The sequence below is a fragment of the Shewanella sp. SM73 genome, assembly GCF_025653795.1.
GTDB lineage: Bacteria > Pseudomonadota > Gammaproteobacteria > Enterobacterales > Shewanellaceae > Shewanella > Shewanella oncorhynchi.
On sequence record NZ_JAKKRY010000006.1, the window covers coordinates 74275 to 92480 of the forward strand.

At 45.9% G+C, this 18206-nt stretch carries 14 protein-coding genes; 6 read left to right on the forward strand and 8 right to left on the reverse strand.

The genetic code is table 11. The features are described 5' to 3' along the window. Window positions 1-572 precede the first annotated feature (572 nt). The 3 genes from L5M51_RS10625 to L5M51_RS10635 all read left to right on the forward strand — a co-directional run bounded on the left by L5M51_RS10625 (window position 573) and on the right by L5M51_RS10635 (window position 4102). Window positions 573-1679, forward strand: a complete 1107-nt coding sequence (locus L5M51_RS10625; RefSeq protein WP_263172641.1) for a UDP-2,3-diacylglucosamine diphosphatase — start codon at window positions 573-575, stop codon at window positions 1677-1679. Then, window positions 1669-3555, forward strand: coding sequence for a lysophospholipid acyltransferase family protein (locus L5M51_RS10630; RefSeq protein ID WP_263172642.1), 1887 nt, complete (start codon window positions 1669-1671; stop codon window positions 3553-3555). The genes L5M51_RS10625 and L5M51_RS10630 overlap by 11 nt, the downstream gene beginning before the upstream one ends. 115 nt (window positions 3556-3670) lie before the next feature. Continuing rightward, entirely contained in the window at window positions 3671-4102 is a 432-nt protein-coding gene (locus tag L5M51_RS10635; RefSeq protein WP_113939315.1) for a CBS domain-containing protein, read from the forward strand. Between the two features lie 62 nt (window positions 4103-4164). On the opposite strand, the gene L5M51_RS10640 is transcribed toward L5M51_RS10635, so the two are convergent. Further along, window positions 4165-5517, reverse strand: coding sequence for an NCS2 family permease (locus L5M51_RS10640; protein WP_105251716.1), 1353 nt, complete (start codon window positions 5515-5517; stop codon window positions 4165-4167). Between the two features lie 693 nt (window positions 5518-6210). On the opposite strand from L5M51_RS10640, the gene L5M51_RS10645 reads away from it, so the two are divergent. Further along, on the forward strand, window positions 6211-6582 hold the full coding sequence (locus L5M51_RS10645; RefSeq protein ID WP_263172643.1) for a PilZ domain-containing protein: 372 nt from the start codon (window positions 6211-6213) through the stop codon (window positions 6580-6582). A gap of 81 nt (window positions 6583-6663) precedes the next feature. Here the strand turns inward: L5M51_RS10645 and radA are convergent, their stop codons facing one another. Then, window positions 6664-8028: a DNA repair protein RadA gene (gene radA / locus L5M51_RS10650; RefSeq protein ID WP_006082696.1), complete on the reverse strand. Its 1365-nt coding sequence runs from the start codon at window positions 8026-8028 to the stop codon at window positions 6664-6666. Window positions 8029-8128: 100 nt separating this feature from the next. Here radA and L5M51_RS10655 point away from each other — a divergent pair, with 100 nt between their 5' ends. Beyond that, entirely contained in the window at window positions 8129-10510 is a 2382-nt protein-coding gene (locus L5M51_RS10655) for a PilZ domain-containing protein (RefSeq protein ID WP_263172644.1), read from the forward strand. On the opposite strand, the gene L5M51_RS10660 is transcribed toward L5M51_RS10655, so the two are convergent. After that, complete coding sequence (locus L5M51_RS10660; RefSeq protein WP_263172645.1) at window positions 10507-11493, reverse strand: alpha/beta fold hydrolase; 987 nt, start codon at window positions 11491-11493, stop codon at window positions 10507-10509. The two genes, L5M51_RS10655 and L5M51_RS10660, sit on opposite strands and share 4 nt — an antisense overlap. A 115-nt stretch (window positions 11494-11608) precedes the next feature. Then, entirely contained in the window at window positions 11609-12589 is a 981-nt protein-coding gene (gene serB / locus L5M51_RS10665) for a phosphoserine phosphatase SerB (protein WP_263172646.1), read from the reverse strand. A gap of 79 nt (window positions 12590-12668) precedes the next feature. Between serB and L5M51_RS10670 the strand changes: the two genes are divergently transcribed. Then, on the forward strand, window positions 12669-13703 hold the full coding sequence (locus L5M51_RS10670) for a YtjB family periplasmic protein (RefSeq protein WP_411569249.1): 1035 nt from the start codon (window positions 12669-12671) through the stop codon (window positions 13701-13703). A gap of 190 nt (window positions 13704-13893) precedes the next feature. Here L5M51_RS10670 and deoD read toward each other — a convergent pair whose 3' ends face one another. From deoD to deoC, 4 genes are all read right to left on the reverse strand, one after another. Beyond that, window positions 13894-14604 (reverse strand): purine-nucleoside phosphorylase, encoded by a 711-nt coding sequence (deoD, locus tag L5M51_RS10675; protein ID WP_006086929.1) that lies wholly within the window; start codon window positions 14602-14604, stop codon window positions 13894-13896. Window positions 14605-14695: 91 nt separating this feature from the next. Continuing rightward, window positions 14696-15910 (reverse strand): phosphopentomutase, encoded by a 1215-nt coding sequence (locus L5M51_RS10680; protein ID WP_263172650.1) that lies wholly within the window; start codon window positions 15908-15910, stop codon window positions 14696-14698. A gap of 9 nt (window positions 15911-15919) precedes the next feature. Next, window positions 15920-17251 (reverse strand): thymidine phosphorylase, encoded by a 1332-nt coding sequence (gene deoA, locus L5M51_RS10685; RefSeq protein ID WP_198572939.1) that lies wholly within the window; start codon window positions 17249-17251, stop codon window positions 15920-15922. Between the two features lie 184 nt (window positions 17252-17435). Continuing rightward, a complete protein-coding gene (gene deoC, locus L5M51_RS10690; RefSeq protein ID WP_006086931.1) occupies window positions 17436-18206 on the reverse strand; it encodes a deoxyribose-phosphate aldolase in 771 nt (256 codons plus the stop codon).

Consider the following 18206-nt stretch of genomic DNA (forward strand, 5'->3'; position numbering starts at 1 on the left):
TTTTATATATTTCGGATAGAATTAGTGCGCACTGATTTTGTCTGAAAATCATACCAAAACACCTAAATTTAAATACGACTGTATACCCATACATTGTTAGTCGCTTTACGTTAGGTCCAAACATTAGGTAAATGGATGAGATTTTGTATGGCAACAAGAGTAGGAGTTTTCTATTGAGCCAACAAACCGAAACAAGGAATGGGGCAATAGCTTTTTAGCTAAACGAACAGCAGAAGTGTTAATTAAGATTGGCATTGTTGCAACTGTGACCGTTGGCGGCATGGATGCCGTCGTCGAGCCCTCAGGGACGCTTCTTGTTAAATGCAAGGGCGGCGAGTCACAAGGGAAACAATGACAATTATGCTGCAAACTGACAACAAAGTTATCTTGCTTTGGGGCAGAAGTAAGTTAAACCAACCTATCGGATCTAATTGCATCCTGATGTGAATCTTGACAGGTTCAGTCTAGGCTAATCCACCTTTTGTCATCTGCATGTCATCTAAACTTCATCATTCGGTCAAAGCCCCCCACTAAGCTCATATTCGTTAACAGCCTAATGGGGTGAATACGAGATGACAGGATTTAATTTCAGGAAACTTGAGAGGTCTACGCGGGAAGAGATAAATGACCCCAGCCTTTCCCCTCCCATCTTTAATCGCTCAACGCCAACATTAGCACCAACATCCTCAAATCAATCCAATTGTGCCGCTATTACCCCATCCGCATTAACTTCAGACCAGACGGCATCACCCCATACACCAATCATCACAGTTAACGCCCTCTGGCTATCGGATATCCATTTAGGCTGTAAAGATTGCAAGGCCGACTACCTGCTCAGTTTGCTTGAAACCGTGCATTGTCAGCACTTGTATCTGGTCGGTGACATAGTCGATTTATGGGCGTTGAAACGTAAGCTGCACTGGCCCGATAGCCACAATAAGGTGCTGCAAAAATTCATTGAACTGGCACAAAACGGCACCCAAGTGATTTATCTGCCGGGCAACCACGACGAACTGATTAAACCCTATGCCGAACTAAGCCTGTGGAATATCAAAATTGCCCGCCAACATATTCACCACGGAATCGGCGGCCATAAACTCTTGATGCTCCACGGGGATCAGTTTGATGCCGATGTGTGTGTCGGCCGTTTCTACGCCATATTGGGCGACCATTTATATGACCTATTGTTGTTCCTCAATCGCAATCTCCATAGCTTGCGGGAACGCTTAGGTTATCCCTATTGGTCACTGGCAAGTTATATCAAGTCCAAAGTGGGCAAGGCTCAAGCGGCTATTGGACATTACCGTCAAGCGGTACTCAACTATGCCCAGCACTTTGATGTTGACGGTGTGATCTGCGGTCATATCCATCAGCCCGAACTCTCGACTCACCCCAGAGCAGCCCAATATTACTCACCACTCAGTCCCCCTGAAAAGAGGCAGATCATCTACGCCAACGACGGTGACTGGGTCGAAAACTGCAGTTTAATCACAGAAACCTTAAGCGGCGAATTACAACTTTGCCGCTGGAACGAGCAAACGCTCAAGCTCGATATTCTCAACAGTATAGCGCTGGTACAACAGCCGCCTGAGACGCACAAAGACAAGCAACAAAAAACGGCAGCGCAGCAAATGCCAAACATAAATACCGGCGAAACTCGCCCAAGGGATGTTGCCTAACACTATGAATCAATTACATAATGCTATGGAATACAATGAACAAATGCTAAACAGCAGCCTTAGCCATAACAAGCATACTGTGCCGTTCAAGGCGAATAACATGATTTTTACCGTTGATAATGTGGTTGAACAAAATCTGCCAGCGATCAATGACAAACCTTGGCTCGCTAAACCTGCCAAGGCCATGCTGCGTTACCTGCTCAATGAAAAACAGTGCAACGATATCGCCAGTCAATATACCTATTTACAGGGCGTAGACTTTGTCGAACAAATGCTGGCGAGTTTTGACTTTAGTTTTACCGTGCCCGCCAACGAGATAGAAAACATTCCCTGTGAAGGCCGAGTGGTCATATTCGCGAACCATCCTATAGGTTCACTCGATGCATTAGCGCTCATCAAACTCATCAGTGAAGTTCGCCCTGATATAAAAGTCGTCGCGAATGAACTCTTGATGGCGCTGGAACCGCTGCACTCAATCCTACTGCCAGTGCGCAATATGACCGGCGGCACACCGAAACAGCATTTAGAAAAAATCCACCAGCACCTGCGTAACGAAGGCGCAGTGCTGATTTTTCCGTCGGGCGAAGTCTCGCGTCTGCGCCCTAACGGCGTGCGTGATACCCAATGGCACTCAGGCTTTTTAAAGATGGCGATTTCCTGCAATGCGCCCCTACTGCCAATATTTTTAGATGCCAAAAACTCTGCCACTTTCTACGGCGCATCTATGATTTACAAGCCACTTGCGACACTGCTGCTAGTGAAGGAAATGTTCAAGCAGGCTAAACGTAATATGCCGATCCGCATTGGCGAGCTCATTTCTAATGAAGCCGTACGCTCAATGGACTTTCCACTCAAGACCAAGATAAAACTGCTTAAAAATCACTTGTATCGTATTGGCAAAGATAAAGATCCTCTGTTTATCACCCAGAGCGCTATCGCCCACCCCGAATCGCGCCGTGAACTGCAAGCGGCACTGCAACAATGTGAACTTCTAGGGGAAACGCAAGATAACAAGTTGATTTATCTGTACCAACACAACGACAGTAATCCCATCATGCGGGAAATCGGCCGCCTGAGGGAAATCGCCTTTCGCGCCGTAGGCGAAGGTTCGGGCAAGCGCCGCGATATCGATAAATACGATTCCTACTACCAACACTTAGTGTTGTGGGATAAAGAGCAGTTTGAAATTATCGGCGCCTATCGTTTTGCCAGTGGTGAGCAAGTCTTAGCAAAATATGGCAACAACGCACTCTACAGCCAATCCCTATTCCAATACGCCGACAGCTTTATGCCCTTTGTGAAGCAAGGGTTAGAACTCGGTCGCAGCTTTGTGCAGCCTAAATATTGGGGTAAACGCAGTTTAGATTATCTGTGGTTTGGCATTGGGGCTTATCTCGCCAAGCATCCTGAATATCGTTATCTATTTGGCCCAGTGTCCATCAGTAATCAACTGCCTGGAAGTGCTAGGGAAATGCTAGTGCACTTTTATGCGCGGGAATTTGCACCTGCGCAGCAGATGGCAGTTTCCATGTCACCCTTTGGCTTATCTAAATCCCAAAAAGCTAAGTTAGATGACTTGTATTTCTCCGAGGATTATCAGAGTAACTTTAAGCAACTCAAACAAGTGCTCGCGAGTATGGGGGCGGCCGTACCTACGCTCTACAAACAATATGGTGAACTGTGTAAAGCGGATGGGGTTAAGTTTCTCGCCTTTGGTATCGACGCCGACTTTGGCGATTGTATCGATGGCTTAGTGCTGGTGGACACCCACAAACTGAAAGGTAAAAAGTATCAACGCTACATAGGCGCACACTTGCCCGAATCGGAGCGGATGCCAATCACAGCGGATGATGAGCTAGAGGTCCAAGATCTTTGAGTTAAAACTTTGTAATGGGTGTTGGCTAAACTTGCACCACTCTGTTATAAGTAACTGTAATGCAGCGCATTAACAGAGCGCATCCTAGGATGCGCAAGCTTAACAGGGGATCATCATGCCGATCATTATCGCCGATATTATGAGTACCCGAGTCGTCACGGTTGAAATGGACGATCGATTAACTGTGGCGAAGGAAATCTTCGACCAAGCGAGCTTTCATCACTTGTTGGTCGTCGATGAGTATCAACTTGAAGGCGTGTTATCGGAGCGGGATCTATTGCGCGCGATTAGCCCGAACTTGGGCAGTAGCGCCGAAACCGCAAGAGATTTAGAAACCCTACAAAAACGTGTGCATCAAGTGATGACGCGTAATCCGGTTACCGTCGCACCCCACATCAATTTAGACACGGCTACCCGCATGTTACTAGATAACAATATAGGCTGTTTACCCGTGTTAGAGGACGGTAAATTGGTTGGGATTGTTACTTGGAAAGACTTATTACGTGCCTATTGTGAGTACAGAGCACAAAATCAAAGCGAGTGCTAATCCTAAGACTGCACTCGCTTCTGTTCTCAATAACTAAGTTCAACTCACTCAGTTTGCCTAACTTAAATCGCCCAACCACCCATATAAAACACCACTAAACCTAAGGTGATGGCAAGCACGCCTAACTTCAGTTTACGCCATTCGCCACTGCAAATACGGCCTACCACCAGTGTCACAAAACCCAGCATAATACCGGTAACGATATTACAGCTTAAGATGATAAACACAGCGCAGGTTAAGCCCGACATGGCATCAACTTTATCGTCAAAATCGAGTTTCGCCACATTACTCAGCATCAACAAACCCACATACATCAAAGCAGGCGCTGTCGCATAGGCAGGCACTAAGTAGCTTAATGGCGCTAAAAACATCATCAATAAAAACAGTACGCCAACGATAGTCGCGGTTAAACCTGTCTTACCGCCCGCTGCAGTCCCCGCCGCCGACTCGATATACACAGCCGCTGGTGCACCGCCGACTAAACCTGCCACCATACTGCTGACTGAGTCTGAAGTTAAGGCTTTACCGCCGCCGACAATATTGTCGTCTTTATCGAGTAAATTCGCTTGCCCAGCCACAGCACGGATAGTGCCGGTCGCATCAAAAATCGCCGTCATCACTAACGCTAATACGATAGGCAATACCACAGGATTAAAGGCACCCATAATATCGAGCTGTCCAATCAGTGAATGCTCTGAGGTAAAATCAGGCAAGGCGAACAAACCTTGGTATTTAACGCTCGGATCGAACACTAAACCAAATACCGATAGCGCGATAATCACCAACAAAATACCGCCTGGTACACCGCGGCGCTCTAAACCAATTGTCGCCGCTAAACCTATAACGGTAGCGATAACAGGTAAGCTGTTAATGTCGCCTAACTTCACCGGTAAGCCTGCGCTATTGGCCACAATCAACTGCACACTGTTAGTCGCAATCAAAAGTAAAAACAAGCCGATACCTATGCCTGTACCGTGGGCTATGCCCTTTGGTAAATTAGCCAGCACCCACTGGCGAATACCTGTCACACTCACAAGTGTGAACGTCACACCCATTAGGAAAATAGCGCCTAAGGTGACTGGAATCGACATTCCCTGACCTAGCACTAAGCTAAACGCAGTAAAGGCCGTGAGCGAAATAGCGCAGCCAATCGCCATAGGTAAGTTAGCCCATAAACCCATGAGCAAAGAACCAAATGAAGCAATTAAACAGGTGGCGATAAACACGGCGCCGGGATCAAATCCCGCTTGGCCTAACATGTTAGGCACCACAATCACTGAGTAGACCATAGCGAGGAAGGTTGTGAATCCCGCAATCACTTCTTGGCGAACTGTGCTACCACGTTGTTGAATAGAAAAATAACGGTCCAGAAACGAACCAGAGGATACGGCTGTTGAACTCAATTGCTCAGACATAATATTGTTATACCTTGTGATCTCTTAAAATGGGGTCGGTACCAATTACCCTAAAACGCAATTGGCGACGCTGGCTGCGGCAGATTAGAGCCCCAAATCCATCAGACTTGGGTGAGAGATCCACATCATTTTCCTACTGTGGGAAAAATCCATGATCTGCAAGCAGTGATGCCTCGCGATGATTAAAAAGCCATTAACCATGTAGACGCAGCCGTTGTTGGCCGCGGATGATACTGGAATCTCCCAAAGATAGCTAAGACATCGCCTACACTTCGATAAAAAATTAGCGGCAAAAACTGAAATCTGTTGTTTAAAAAAACGCCTAAACCTATGTAATAACTGCTACTTAATATCACATTAATCACGATAAGAGTCTGCCAGTGCCGCGTAAACGTTCGCTAACTTCCCTCTCCTTCATCTCCCAATATTAGAATATGGCAAGTCAACCAAACCTTGATACTTAGTGTATTGATACTTGGTGTATTAATGTTACAGGGGTTGTTGTACAAGGAGCCACACTTACGCTTTATGTAACGAACACCTCGTCATTCACACCGCCTGCGTGAATATGCGATCTTGGTAGCTTTATTGAACAAAAAATTACTCTGCTTTTACAGTCACATCAATATGACTTATGCTTAGAGGCACTGATGGGACTACACTTAGCTGACTATGAAAGAAAAAGGATTGGGTATGGACGAAAGGCGTAAGTTTTCGCGGATTCTATTTGCCACGAGCGCACATCTACAACAAGGTGGTGCACAGTGGGAGACGACCATTCTCGATTTGAGTCTAAATGGCGCCTTGGTTGAAGAACCGCAAAATTTTATTAATTCGGGTGATCCTATTACCCTCAGTTTTGCCTTACCAGAATCTGACATTGAGATCCGTATGGAAACTGAGTTGGTCCATCAAAAAAATGCCCAATTAGGTTTGAAGTGTAACTTTATCGATGTTGATAGTATCAGCCACCTAAAACGTATGGTGGAACTGAACCTAGGTGATGCTTCTTTGCTGAATCGTGAACTCATGTTGTTTATCGAAAAACACAATATCACAGCTTAAGACACTCGCTCACAAATACAAACAGCGCCTAATGGCGCTGTTTTGCTTGCTGGTGTTAATCTCACTCGCGTGCATTTGATGCTAAATCGCTTCTAGCGCTTCGGATAACTTAGAAACACCCACCACTTCCATCCCAGCAGGAGGCTTTTTCGGCACATTGGCCTTGGGCACTATTGCTCGCTTAAAACCATGCTTAGCGGCTTCGATTAATCGCTCTTGCCCATTGGGCACAGGACGAATTTCACCGGACAGCCCGACCTCACCAAAGGCAACTAAATCGCTAGGCAAAATATCACCGCGAAAACTCGATACCATAGCAAGCAGCAAGGTTAAGTCGGCACTGGTTTCCGTTACTTTCACGCCGCCCACCACGTTAACAAACACGTCCTGATCCGACATCTGCAAACCACCATGGCGGTGCATTACGGCAAGCAACATCGCCAAACGATTTGCATCCATACCCACAGCCACGCGGCGCGGGTTAGACATGGCCGAGTTATCCACCAGCACTTGCAGTTCCACCAACAAGGGCCGTGTGCCTTCCCAAACCACCATGACAAGCGATCCAGAAGATTCTTCTTCACCACGAGAAAGGAAGATTGCCGAAGGATTGGCGACTTCCTTTAAGCCGCGCTCTGTCATGGCAAATACGCCTAATTCATTGATCGCGCCAAAACGATTTTTATGGGAGCGCAAGGTGCGGTAACGACTATCGCTATCCCCTTCGAACATCACAGAGCAGTCGATACAATGTTCCAATACCTTGGGCCCAGCCAAACTGCCATCTTTGGTTACATGGCCGACCATAATCACGGCAATGCCATTTTCTTTCGCAAAACGGGTTAAGTAAGAAGCGGATTCACGCACCTGCGACACACTGCCAGGGCTCGATGCCACATCACTCATGTGCATCACTTGAATCGAGTCAACGACGATGACTTTAGGCAATTCTTTAAGGGCAACTTCGCAAATTTGCTCGACGCTGGTTTCAGACAACATCCGCAATTTATTGGTTGGCAAACCAAGACGATGGGCGCGCATCGCTACCTGCTGCAACGATTCTTCACCCGTGACATACAGTGCAGGCATTTGCTCGGCCAGATGACACAGAGTTTGCAATAAAAGCGTACTCTTACCTGCGCCTGGATGTCCGCCAATCAAAATGGCAGAACCAGGTACAATCCCACCACCGAGCACTCGATCTAATTCGCCAAAATGACTCAAGATCCGCGGTAAGGCATTGAGATCGATTTGATCTAATGTCTTCACTTCATTGCTGCTTGCTCCGGCATAACCGACAAACTTAGTGCTACGCCCAGGCGAAGCTGCACCGAGCCTCACCTCAGTGATCGTATTCCATTCCTGACAAGCGCTACACTGCCCTTGCCAACGAGGAAAGTCTTGCCCACACTCATTACATACGTACGCCGTTTTATTCTTTGCCATAACTCATTAAAATCTGTATAAAATCAATTTAAGTAACTGCGAATACTGCCGACATAAGACTAACAGCCCAATACAAAATAAGCATTAAAAAGAACCCTACATGAGTCTAGATAACCATAGTGCACTCATCGAACAGCTCAAGCCATTGCTCATGGAACCTAACTTCCAAGAGATTTTCCAGCAGCTGACGATAGATGAAACCAATTCGACCCGTTTTCTAGTGAAAATGGAACTCAGTCGTTTGGCTTCACCATGCACGCGAATTATCGATCTCAGGGATAAATCAGAGCTTCCTTGTATTGAAGTGATGTTAGGTCAACAGCGACATTTTTTAGATGAACCCGCCAAAAACAGTATGCATGAGGCCATGTCACTGTTTCGCAATCAATATACCTTGGGAGTATACGAGTATGTGCTCAATGCTCACCAACAACGTCGGTTAAAGTTGCGCCAAAGTGTCACGCAAGTGGAAGCGGCTGAGTCAGAGCCTTTTATGGTGCCCGGCGTGGTATTAGGCAGTTATTTCAACCGCACAGAAGAGCGGATGAATTACAGTATTCGCATCGCAGCATCGCAAACCGGCCGTGGTGAAGTACAAGGGATAACTGCAGATTTATCCGTAGGTGGTGCCCGTATTCGCCTTGCAGCTAACCATCCCTTCGATCTCGACCATCCCCTTAAAATAAAACTACTGGAACTCAGTGAAGAGTTTTACTATCCCGATCTCCAGCTCGGTGTTGACTATGAGGTTGTCGATAGCCAAACCAATGGCGAATATATTTGGTTAAGACTCAAGCGTATTGGGGGCAGCGAAGCCTTAAGTGAAATGCTTGGCAATTTAATCCGCGGCTACAAACTGCGTTACAAAGTAGATGTGAATGATGTGATAGTCACAGCAACAGGGCTTGGATTTGAGCGTCATTATTTACCCCATTTGCCGCACTTACCTTTATATTTCAATACTCAAACTCAAGGTTTGAGCCACATGCTACTCAGCCGAGATAACCAGCAGATAGTGCATTATTTTCAAGATGAAAATGATGTGAGTCAGTTACCAGCTATGCTGACACCAAGCCGTTTATCTGAGCTACTTAATCATCCTGAAAATCCCGACCATGGGCTATTTTTTAGCTTTACCTATAATGCCCAAGGTTGCTTATATTTTTACTCTGCCACCTTAGCAGAGCTTAAAGCTAAGGGCATGATGCCTTTATTTTTAGGCTTTGCATCGACCAAGCCCAGCTGGCGGATCTTCAAAGTCACCCAAGATAAAATTTATCATGATAAGGGTTATCGACGTGCGACCCTCCCAGGAGATGAAGCAAAATTTAGCCCATTGGTCGAACAACAATTATCACAATTTAGTCATTTGCTTCAGCTCATCGAAATCAGCAACGAAGATACCAGAGGCCATTACAAAGCTTGGCAAGACGACAGTAATGCCAACGCCCTAAAAACCTTTGGTCAACAACGACTGACCACCAATCAAATTAAGTTAGTTTCCATGCAGTTTAGCGAGCGACGCCAAGAAGCGCGTTTCGCCTTTAAAACCTTAGTCAATGTGACTCAAGACAAGCACAAAGCCACGGGCATTACTTTAGATATTTCTAGCCGAGGCATGCAATTAACCTTGGATAATCCTGCAGATTTTTCATCAAATAAACCACTACTGTTAAGCTTCCCAAAGCTCCAAACCATTGCAGGCAAAACACAGCTAGATAACCTCCCCTACCGCTTAGTGCGTACCCGCAAGAATGGTGTAACCTTGCATTTAACCGCCGTTATGGGTCATACGCCCCATGTTGGAGTGGAATTTTTAAATAAACTTATTGCCCATAACAAAGAAAAATTAGAGCAACTCACCGAAAACAATAGTGAAATCAAAGAACTTGCCGATGGTTTAAAAAATATTTTGATGCATGATTTACATTCTGTGCCCTATTTTGTTGAAAAAACGACAAAATCTGCCCAAGTCGCTTGTTTAGGCGTTGGTACACAACAGGATGAGATCAGCGATATTTTTGCCGCGGGCACCTCAGATACTCTGCAATATAATTTAGCGCCGCTGCTAAAAGACGGTTTTTTTAAGCGAGATATTCTCGAACCTATCCGTCAAATGAAACCTCAACAGGACATGGATTTTATTGAAGTGTTTATTCAGTTAATTCGTCAATCTCACGGAAAAATCTTTTTAAAGTGCACTCTTGCAACTGAAATCGGTGGTGTCGAAGCACAGATAACCTTTATCAATCAGAGTAAAGCACTAGGCAGGTTCCTCGCCCTACGCATTTATCGCGGCGCGACAGAGAAGCCAGACATGAACTACCTACGCCGTGAATTGGAATACATTAATATTCATGCAAACCATAAAGCTAAACAGTTAGAAGAACAGTTATGGCGTGTGATTGGTGTCGGCGAACTGTTAGATATTACCCAAGAAGTCGAATTAAGATACCCAGTACTTCATAAAAAGCAGTCTTAATTGTTCAATACCGCCAGATCAAAACTTAAATACCAATCCCTTATCTTAGGAAAATGATCGCTGGTGGCATCTAAATGCGTCAGCATATCTGCATGGCCATAGTCATGCTTAAAGCCATTCTCCTTAGAAAGAAGCGTCGATTTAACCCGTTTAAAGCCACACTCTACGACCATATCCGCCACATCTTCTGGGTGCCCCAACACAGTATCGTTTTGCCCTGAGATAAACCAAGCCGGTGGCCAATGAGCGTGCTTTGCCGCTTTCGCATAATCAAACCCATCATCGTGATCGATCCAATCACCCCGCACCCAATCGATACTTTGAACTAATGAGGCGCGACTTTCATTGTCCATACCAATACGCAGCTTATCGGCGGCAAGGTAACCTTGGCCCATCGCTAAACCTGGCGCTAAACGATTCCAAAAAACATCAACCATTAACCACTTTTTGAAGGACTTAACCCGAATTGTCCGTTTGCTACCGAAAGTAAGCAGTGAACGAACGCTTTGCTGCAAATCAGGATATCGGGCCAAACTACTCGCCATCAACACGCCGCCCCATGAATGGGCACACCAATGCACCTGCGAAGGCGCAACGGCTTTATGAGTCGTCTGCTCTTGGCAGACTTTTTGATGTAAATCGAGAATCGCCTGCTGCACTAAAGGTAACTGCTCGCGGATCACTTCACCCTGCCCTAAGGTAAAATCACGATCGATTTTAGGCAAGCTGAGCCCTCTTCCTGCAGTATCCAGCACATACACCACAAATCCCGCCTTCGCTAAATAACAACCAAGACCACGGCCACTCTGGCTATAAAACACCCGACCGTTAGACATAGCACCATGGAGCATAAGGATAGGCGTTTTAGAAAAATCAGGCGCAGCCGGTAATAACTGGCGTAGATGCAGTTGACCATCGCGGTACGGCAGGTAGATTGAAGACTGTGAAATGGTCGAAATTGAGCCTTGGGCGAGCTGAGTCAAAATAAGTCACTGGTAGTTTATCAATATCCCTAAACTACCAGCTCATCAATAAAAGACAAGAGTCCTTACTCTAACTCAGTCTCTATCTAGACTTATATTTAAATAAATGAATAACCTAGATTTGTAGCAGGTAAGGTAGAACTCGCAGGTCGAGGTGACGAATATTGGCATCCGCCGCCGCTGCCAGCTTAGGTTTGGCATGGAAAGCGATACCAAAATCCGCTGCCATCACCATAGGAATATCATTCGCGCCATCGCCGATCGCGACTCTTTGGCCTTTTGGAATTTGCCACTGCTCACTGCAACGCTCAACCACATCCGCTTTAAACTGTGCATCCACAACTTTACCTGTTACTTCCCCCGCAAGTTTACCGTCAGTGATCACTAACTCATTAGCAAAGGCCGCATCTAAGTTTAGAAGCTGCCTTAAATGGCCAACAAAAGGCGTAAAGCCGCCAGATGCCACCACTAAACGCCAGCCATGGGATTTAAGCTCTAAAAGCATAGGCTCAAGCCCTGGCATCAAAGGCAAGTTTTCGCACAAGGTCTTGATAATACTGGCATCAGCGCCCTTAAGCTGTGCCACGCGCTGGCGCAGACTCTGCTCAAAATCTAGCTCACCTTGCATAGCACGTTCAGTAATCGCCGCCACGCGCTCGCCAACGCCCGCCATAGCCGCTAATTCATCAATGCATTCAATCTGAATCGCAGTGGAATCCATATCCATCACTAATAAACCGGGCTGATTCAAGCGAGGCAAATCAAAATTGATGACATGCAGTTCAGCTAAAGATTGCGGGAATGCCGCTAACTGCGCCTGAGAAGGCAAATTTACCAGTGCCAACTCGATACAATGTAAACCAACTTGGCGTTCGATATGAGCAATACCGATAACGTTAGACTGAGGTAATTGCGCTATCCATGCCGATATTGTCGCCTCTACCACGGCATCTTGATAAATAATTCGCACACGTGAAACACCTGCGGGGTTTGCTGACTCTTGATAACGTTCAAACACTTGCCCTTGGCGTTCAAACCTTGGGGAATGGTCAGAGACTAACCACAAAAAAAGCGCATCTTGGTTCAAGCTTTCCATCGGACTTAAATTCTCCAACTATCGGGCTCACTCAGAATCAATTATGATTAGGCAAGCGCTCTACATTTTAAGGGTCAAAGTGTTATATCTTAAAGGGCTAAAGAAAAGCCATAAAATCAGTAGACTGATCCAAATTGCCGCCGCCTTCGCCTTAATATTCGGCTTAGTGCAATTGTGGCAGACAAGCCTACTACAAGGTCAGTTGCTTCTAAAGTCCCAAACTCAAAAGATGGCCAGATTACTGGTACAGCAAACCGCTTATGGTGCCGCACCCGCGCTACAACTGCAAAATGACGAACAGTTGCAATGGCTCGCCAGCGCTTTAGTAGAAGATCCTAAGGTAATGTCCGCCGCCATCTTCAGTGACCAAGGCATGCGGCTATCCTTCGCTCAAAGCATCACTAAGGATGTAGTTGATCCTGACTCGGAAGAAATGAATTTGCTGCTAAGCAAATATCCTCCCTATGTAGAGCCCGTGATCCAAGAAGGGAAAAATCTAGGTTATGTCGAAGTCAGGCTTGATACCAAGTTATTTTTCAACGAAATCAAAGAAGCCCATAATTTAAACATGGAGCAACAACAAATCATGCTGCTGGTTGCAGGCTTGATTGGTATGTTGCTTTCACGCTCTTTGTCTTTCAAACGTGCCGACTTCGACCGCCGCCGCTTTCGGGTTAAGTTGCGTCAAGCGCCGAAAAAACCTAAGAAACGATCCTCAACTGAAGAGCCATCAGAAAGTGTTAATGATGGTTTGGCGCAAGTGCTAACCGAAGATCAAACAGTGTCGACCACTGATCATCCACAAGAAAAAGCGGCTAAACCCACTAAGGCGCCAAAAGCAGTGACAGAGGCAAATACCGATAAGCTCACTCAGACCAGTGTGCAAACTAAGGCCGAAAAAACGTCAGAAAAATCATTGGAATTACAGGATAATACAGCAGTTGAAAACGCGGCAAACGATGCGGAACAAGCGGTACCTGTTAAGGTTAAACCTAAAGTGAAAAGTGTCCGTCGGGTAAAACACGCGACTAAAGCAACAGCCGCTGCGGCCGAAACCTCGACGCCAAAAACACCCAGTGAACCAAGTGATCTCGACACAGATTCAACAGGTTAATATCTATTTCGATAGATAAGGTAAATCACTAATCTATTGATAGCTAAGCTCTAGATAAGCCATAAACAAGCAATTTCTAATAACCAAACCATTAATAACAAAGTCGAATAGAACAGCCGCTAAAAATTGGCATAAAAAAGGGTTCGCATTGCGAACCCTTTTTCAGTAGCACACTCTTACAGCGTAACAGTTACAGTGTAATCGCCGCTTCTAATGTCATGATGATCATGTCATTGAATGTGGTTTGACGTTCTTCTGCAGAAGTCTTTTCACCGGTGCGGATGTGGTCAGATACAGTCACAACGCACAGGGCACGCGCACCAAACTCATGGGCAACGCCGTACAAACCAGCCGCTTCCATTTCTACGCCTAATACGCCCATCTTCTCCATCACGTCAAACATTTGTGGATCAGGAGTGTAGAACAGGTCCGCAGAGAAAATGTTACCTACGCGAACTTTAGTACCACGAACTTTCGCAGATTCGATAACCGCATTCATCAGCTCATAGTTAGCGATAGCGGCAAAATCTTGGCCTTTAAAACGTAAACGGTTAACCGCTGAGTCAGTACATGCACCCATACCGATGATCACGTCACGTACTTTAACGTCAGTGCTGATCGCACCACAAGTACCCACACGGATCAGGTTCTTAACGCCGTAATCACGAATTAATTCAGTTGCATAGATAGAGCATGAAGGAATACCCATGCCAGAACCCATTACTGAAATACGCTTACCTTTGTAAGTACCAGTAAAACCTAGCATGTTTCGAACATCAGTCACTTGCTCAACATTTTCTAAGAATGTTTCAGCAATATATTTTGCACGTAATGGATCGCCTGGAAACAGCATTGTCTCAGCGAATGCGCCCTCTACAGCATTAATGTGTGGTGTTGCCATCGAAATAACCCCTGTTTATTTTATTAAGACTTAAGTCTTTGTTTACTGACGGCAAATGTCAGCCGCCAAATCGAAATAAATGCTAATTTGCCTAAAGGAACGATTCACCATAGGCCATAGGTTCAAGCTTAAAGTGGCTCGCAATAGATTGGCCGATATCGGCAAAGCTATTACGACGACCCAGCGATCCCGCTTTCAATCCAGCGCCAAAGGCTAATACTGGCACATATTCACGGGTATGATCCGTGCCTTGCCATGTTGGATCGCAACCGTGATCCGCCGTTAAAATCAGCAGATCGTCTTCACCTAATAATGCGAGCATTTCAGGCAAACGGGCATCGAAATATTCCAGCCCTTTGGCGTAGCCAGCAACATCACGGCGATGACCGTAGTGAGAGTCGAAATCAACGAAGTTAGTAAACACTATAGTGTTATCACCCGCAGATTTCACTTCAGCTAAGGTCGCATCGAAAAGTGCTTCTAAGCCGTTCGCCTTCACTTTTTTAGTAATACCACAGTAAGCATAAATGTCGGCAATCTTGCCCACACTCACTACTTCACCGCCAGCCTCTTTCAGCTTATCGAGTACAGTTTTTGCAGGTGGCGCGAGAGAATAATCCTTACGATTGCCAGTACGGGCAAAATCACTTGGACCAGTACCATCAAATGGACGGGCAATGACGCGACCTATGTTGTAAGGCTCTAACTCATCACGGGTTATTTCGCAAAGACGATAGAGATTGTCTAAACCGAAGGTTTCTTCATGACAAGCGATTTGGAATACTGAATCAGCAGAGGTGTAGAAAATAGGCTTGCCAGAGCGCATGTGCTCTTCGCCTAACTCTTCTAAAATGGTTGTACCTGAGGCATGGCAATTACCTAAGAATCCATCCAGACCTGCACGGGCTAAGATCTTATCCGTCAGTTCTTTAGGGAAAGAATTTTGATGCTCGCTGAAATAACCCCACTCGAATAGTACGGGCACGCCCGCCATCTCCCAGTGACCGCTCGGCGTATCTTTACCCGAACTTAACTCTTGTGCATGACCATAAGCACCAATCAGCTCAACATTATCGCCAAAACCGGGGGCAAAGGCGCCAGTACTTTCCATCGCTGCATGGCCTAAACCTAAGCGCGCTAAGTTAGGTAATTTCAGCGGGCCTTCACGGCCAATATCGGCTTTGCCTTCGGCGCATGCTTTAGCAATATGACCAAAGGTATCGGAACCGACATCACCAAAGCTTGCTGCATCAGCAGAAGCACCGACTCCAAAGGAGTCCAACATCATAATAATGGTACGTTTCATAATTCTTCCTTAAAGATCCGATGCACGAATATAGGCATAGATCTCAGGTGTTTTTTCTGGAGCGGTTTCACCAATGTGAATCGCTTTTTTCACCGCAAGTTCTGCTTCAGCAAAGGCGGCTTCAGACTGTGCATGGATAACGGCAATCGGAGTCGATGAATCTACTTTATCGCCTAAAGCACACACTTGGGTTAAGCCAACACTATAGTCTAGTGCATCACCGGGCTTACGGCGGCCGCCACCTAAGGTCACAACCGCTAAACCTAATTCACGGGTATCCATGCTATAGGCATAACCTTGCATATCGGCAAAAACTGGGCGAATAATTTGTGACTGCGGTAGGTATTTACTGTAGTTTTCAACAAAATCGACTGGACCACCAAGACCCGACACCATCTTGCCAAAGAGTTCTGCAGCGCGACCATTATCGAGCACACGATTCAGTTTAGCGCGAGCGTCGGCTTCATTGCTTGCAAGACCGCCTAGAAGCAGCATCTCAGCACAAAGACCCATAGTGACTTCATATAAACGCGGGTTACGGTAAGCCCCCGTTAAAAAGTCGATGGCTTCTTTCACTTCAACCGCGTTACCGGCGCAAGATGCAAGCACTTGATTCATATCCGTCAGCAAAGCCGTCGTTTTCGTACCTGCGCCATTTGCAACGGCAGCGATACTGCGAGCTAATTCTTCCGATGCCTCATAGGTTGGCATGAAAGCACCACTACCGACTTTCACATCCATCGCTAGTGCATCTAAATTACAGGCTAATTTCTTAGACAGAATCGACGCTGTGATGAGGGAAATAGATTCAACGGTGGCGGTATTATCGCGGATAGAATAGAAACGTTTGTCGGCAGGAACGAGATCGCCTGTTTGACCAATAATCGCCACACCGACTTCTTTAACCACTTTACGGAACAATTCACTTGATGGCTCAGTTTGATAACCCGGAATGGCATCAAACTTATCGAGCGTGCCGCCCGTATGACCTAGGCCACGCCCAGAAATCATAGGTACATAACCACCACAAGCCGCAGCCATAGGACCAAGCATGAGACTAATCACATCGCCGACACCACCAGTGCTATGTTTGTCGATGACAGGACCGTTGAGTCCCAATGATTGCCAATTAAGCACAGTGCCAGAATCACGCATCGCTGTCGTTAAAGCGATTCTTTCATCCATATTCATGTCATTAAAATACACCGCCATACCTAATGCGGCGATCTGACCTTCAGATACGGAGTTGGTAGTGATACCTTGAACAAAAAACTGTATTTCTGCGGAACTTAGCGCTAAACCATTACGTTTTTTACGAATAATCTCTTGAGCTAGAAACATGATACTGCCTCCAAGATAGGCACTAACAACCCTGTCGCTAGTGCTTATCTTTGCAATGAAACATCAAAACTGTAGCAATATTACAAGTTCATACTATCGAAGTTTTGAGTTTGCCAAATAGATTTAGGTCACACTTAATTAGGCTCGCTATACGCTGATAGTATTAATCAGCGATAGTTTGCAATTAATAGCCTTGAGTCGGCTTAGGCGCATCAGCTAATTCTAGTGTGTGTAACAAACTGTTTAGTAAACTTGAAGCACCAAATCTAAAGGTACGTGGTGAAACCCAATCAGCACCTAAAATACGCTCAGCAACACCGAGGAATTCAGCCGCTTGTGCAGCATCACGCACACCACCGGCAGGCTTGAAGCCTACTTGGGTATTCTTCTCGCTGATCACAGTTAACATGATTTCAGCCGCTTCAAGTGTGGCGTTTACAGGCACTTTACCAGTAGAGGTTTTAATAAAGTCAGCACCTGCATCGATTGAAAGCTCAGATGCACGGCGGATAAGCGCAGGATCAGCTAACACGCCAGATTCGATGATGACTTTTAACAAGACTTCACCACAGGCTTCTTTACAGGCTTTAACTAATTCAAAACCAATTGTTTCATTGCCTTCCATCAGTGCGCGGTATGGGAATACCACGTCAACTTCGTCGGCACCATAAGCAACAGCGGCGCGAGTTTCTAGCACAGCAATGGCAATGTCATCATTGCCATGGGGGAAGTTAGTCACAGTGGCGATTTGGATATCTTCAGCACCGATCTCATCTAACGTCTTGCGTGCAATCGGGATGAAACGTGGATAAATGCAGATAGCGGCAGTATTGCCCGCAGCCGTTTTCGCTTTGTGGCACAGGTCGATCACTTTTTGATCTGTGTCGTCATCATTCAAAGTCGTTAAGTCCATTAACTCAATGGCGCGTTGTGCTGCTTTTTTTAAATCAGTCAT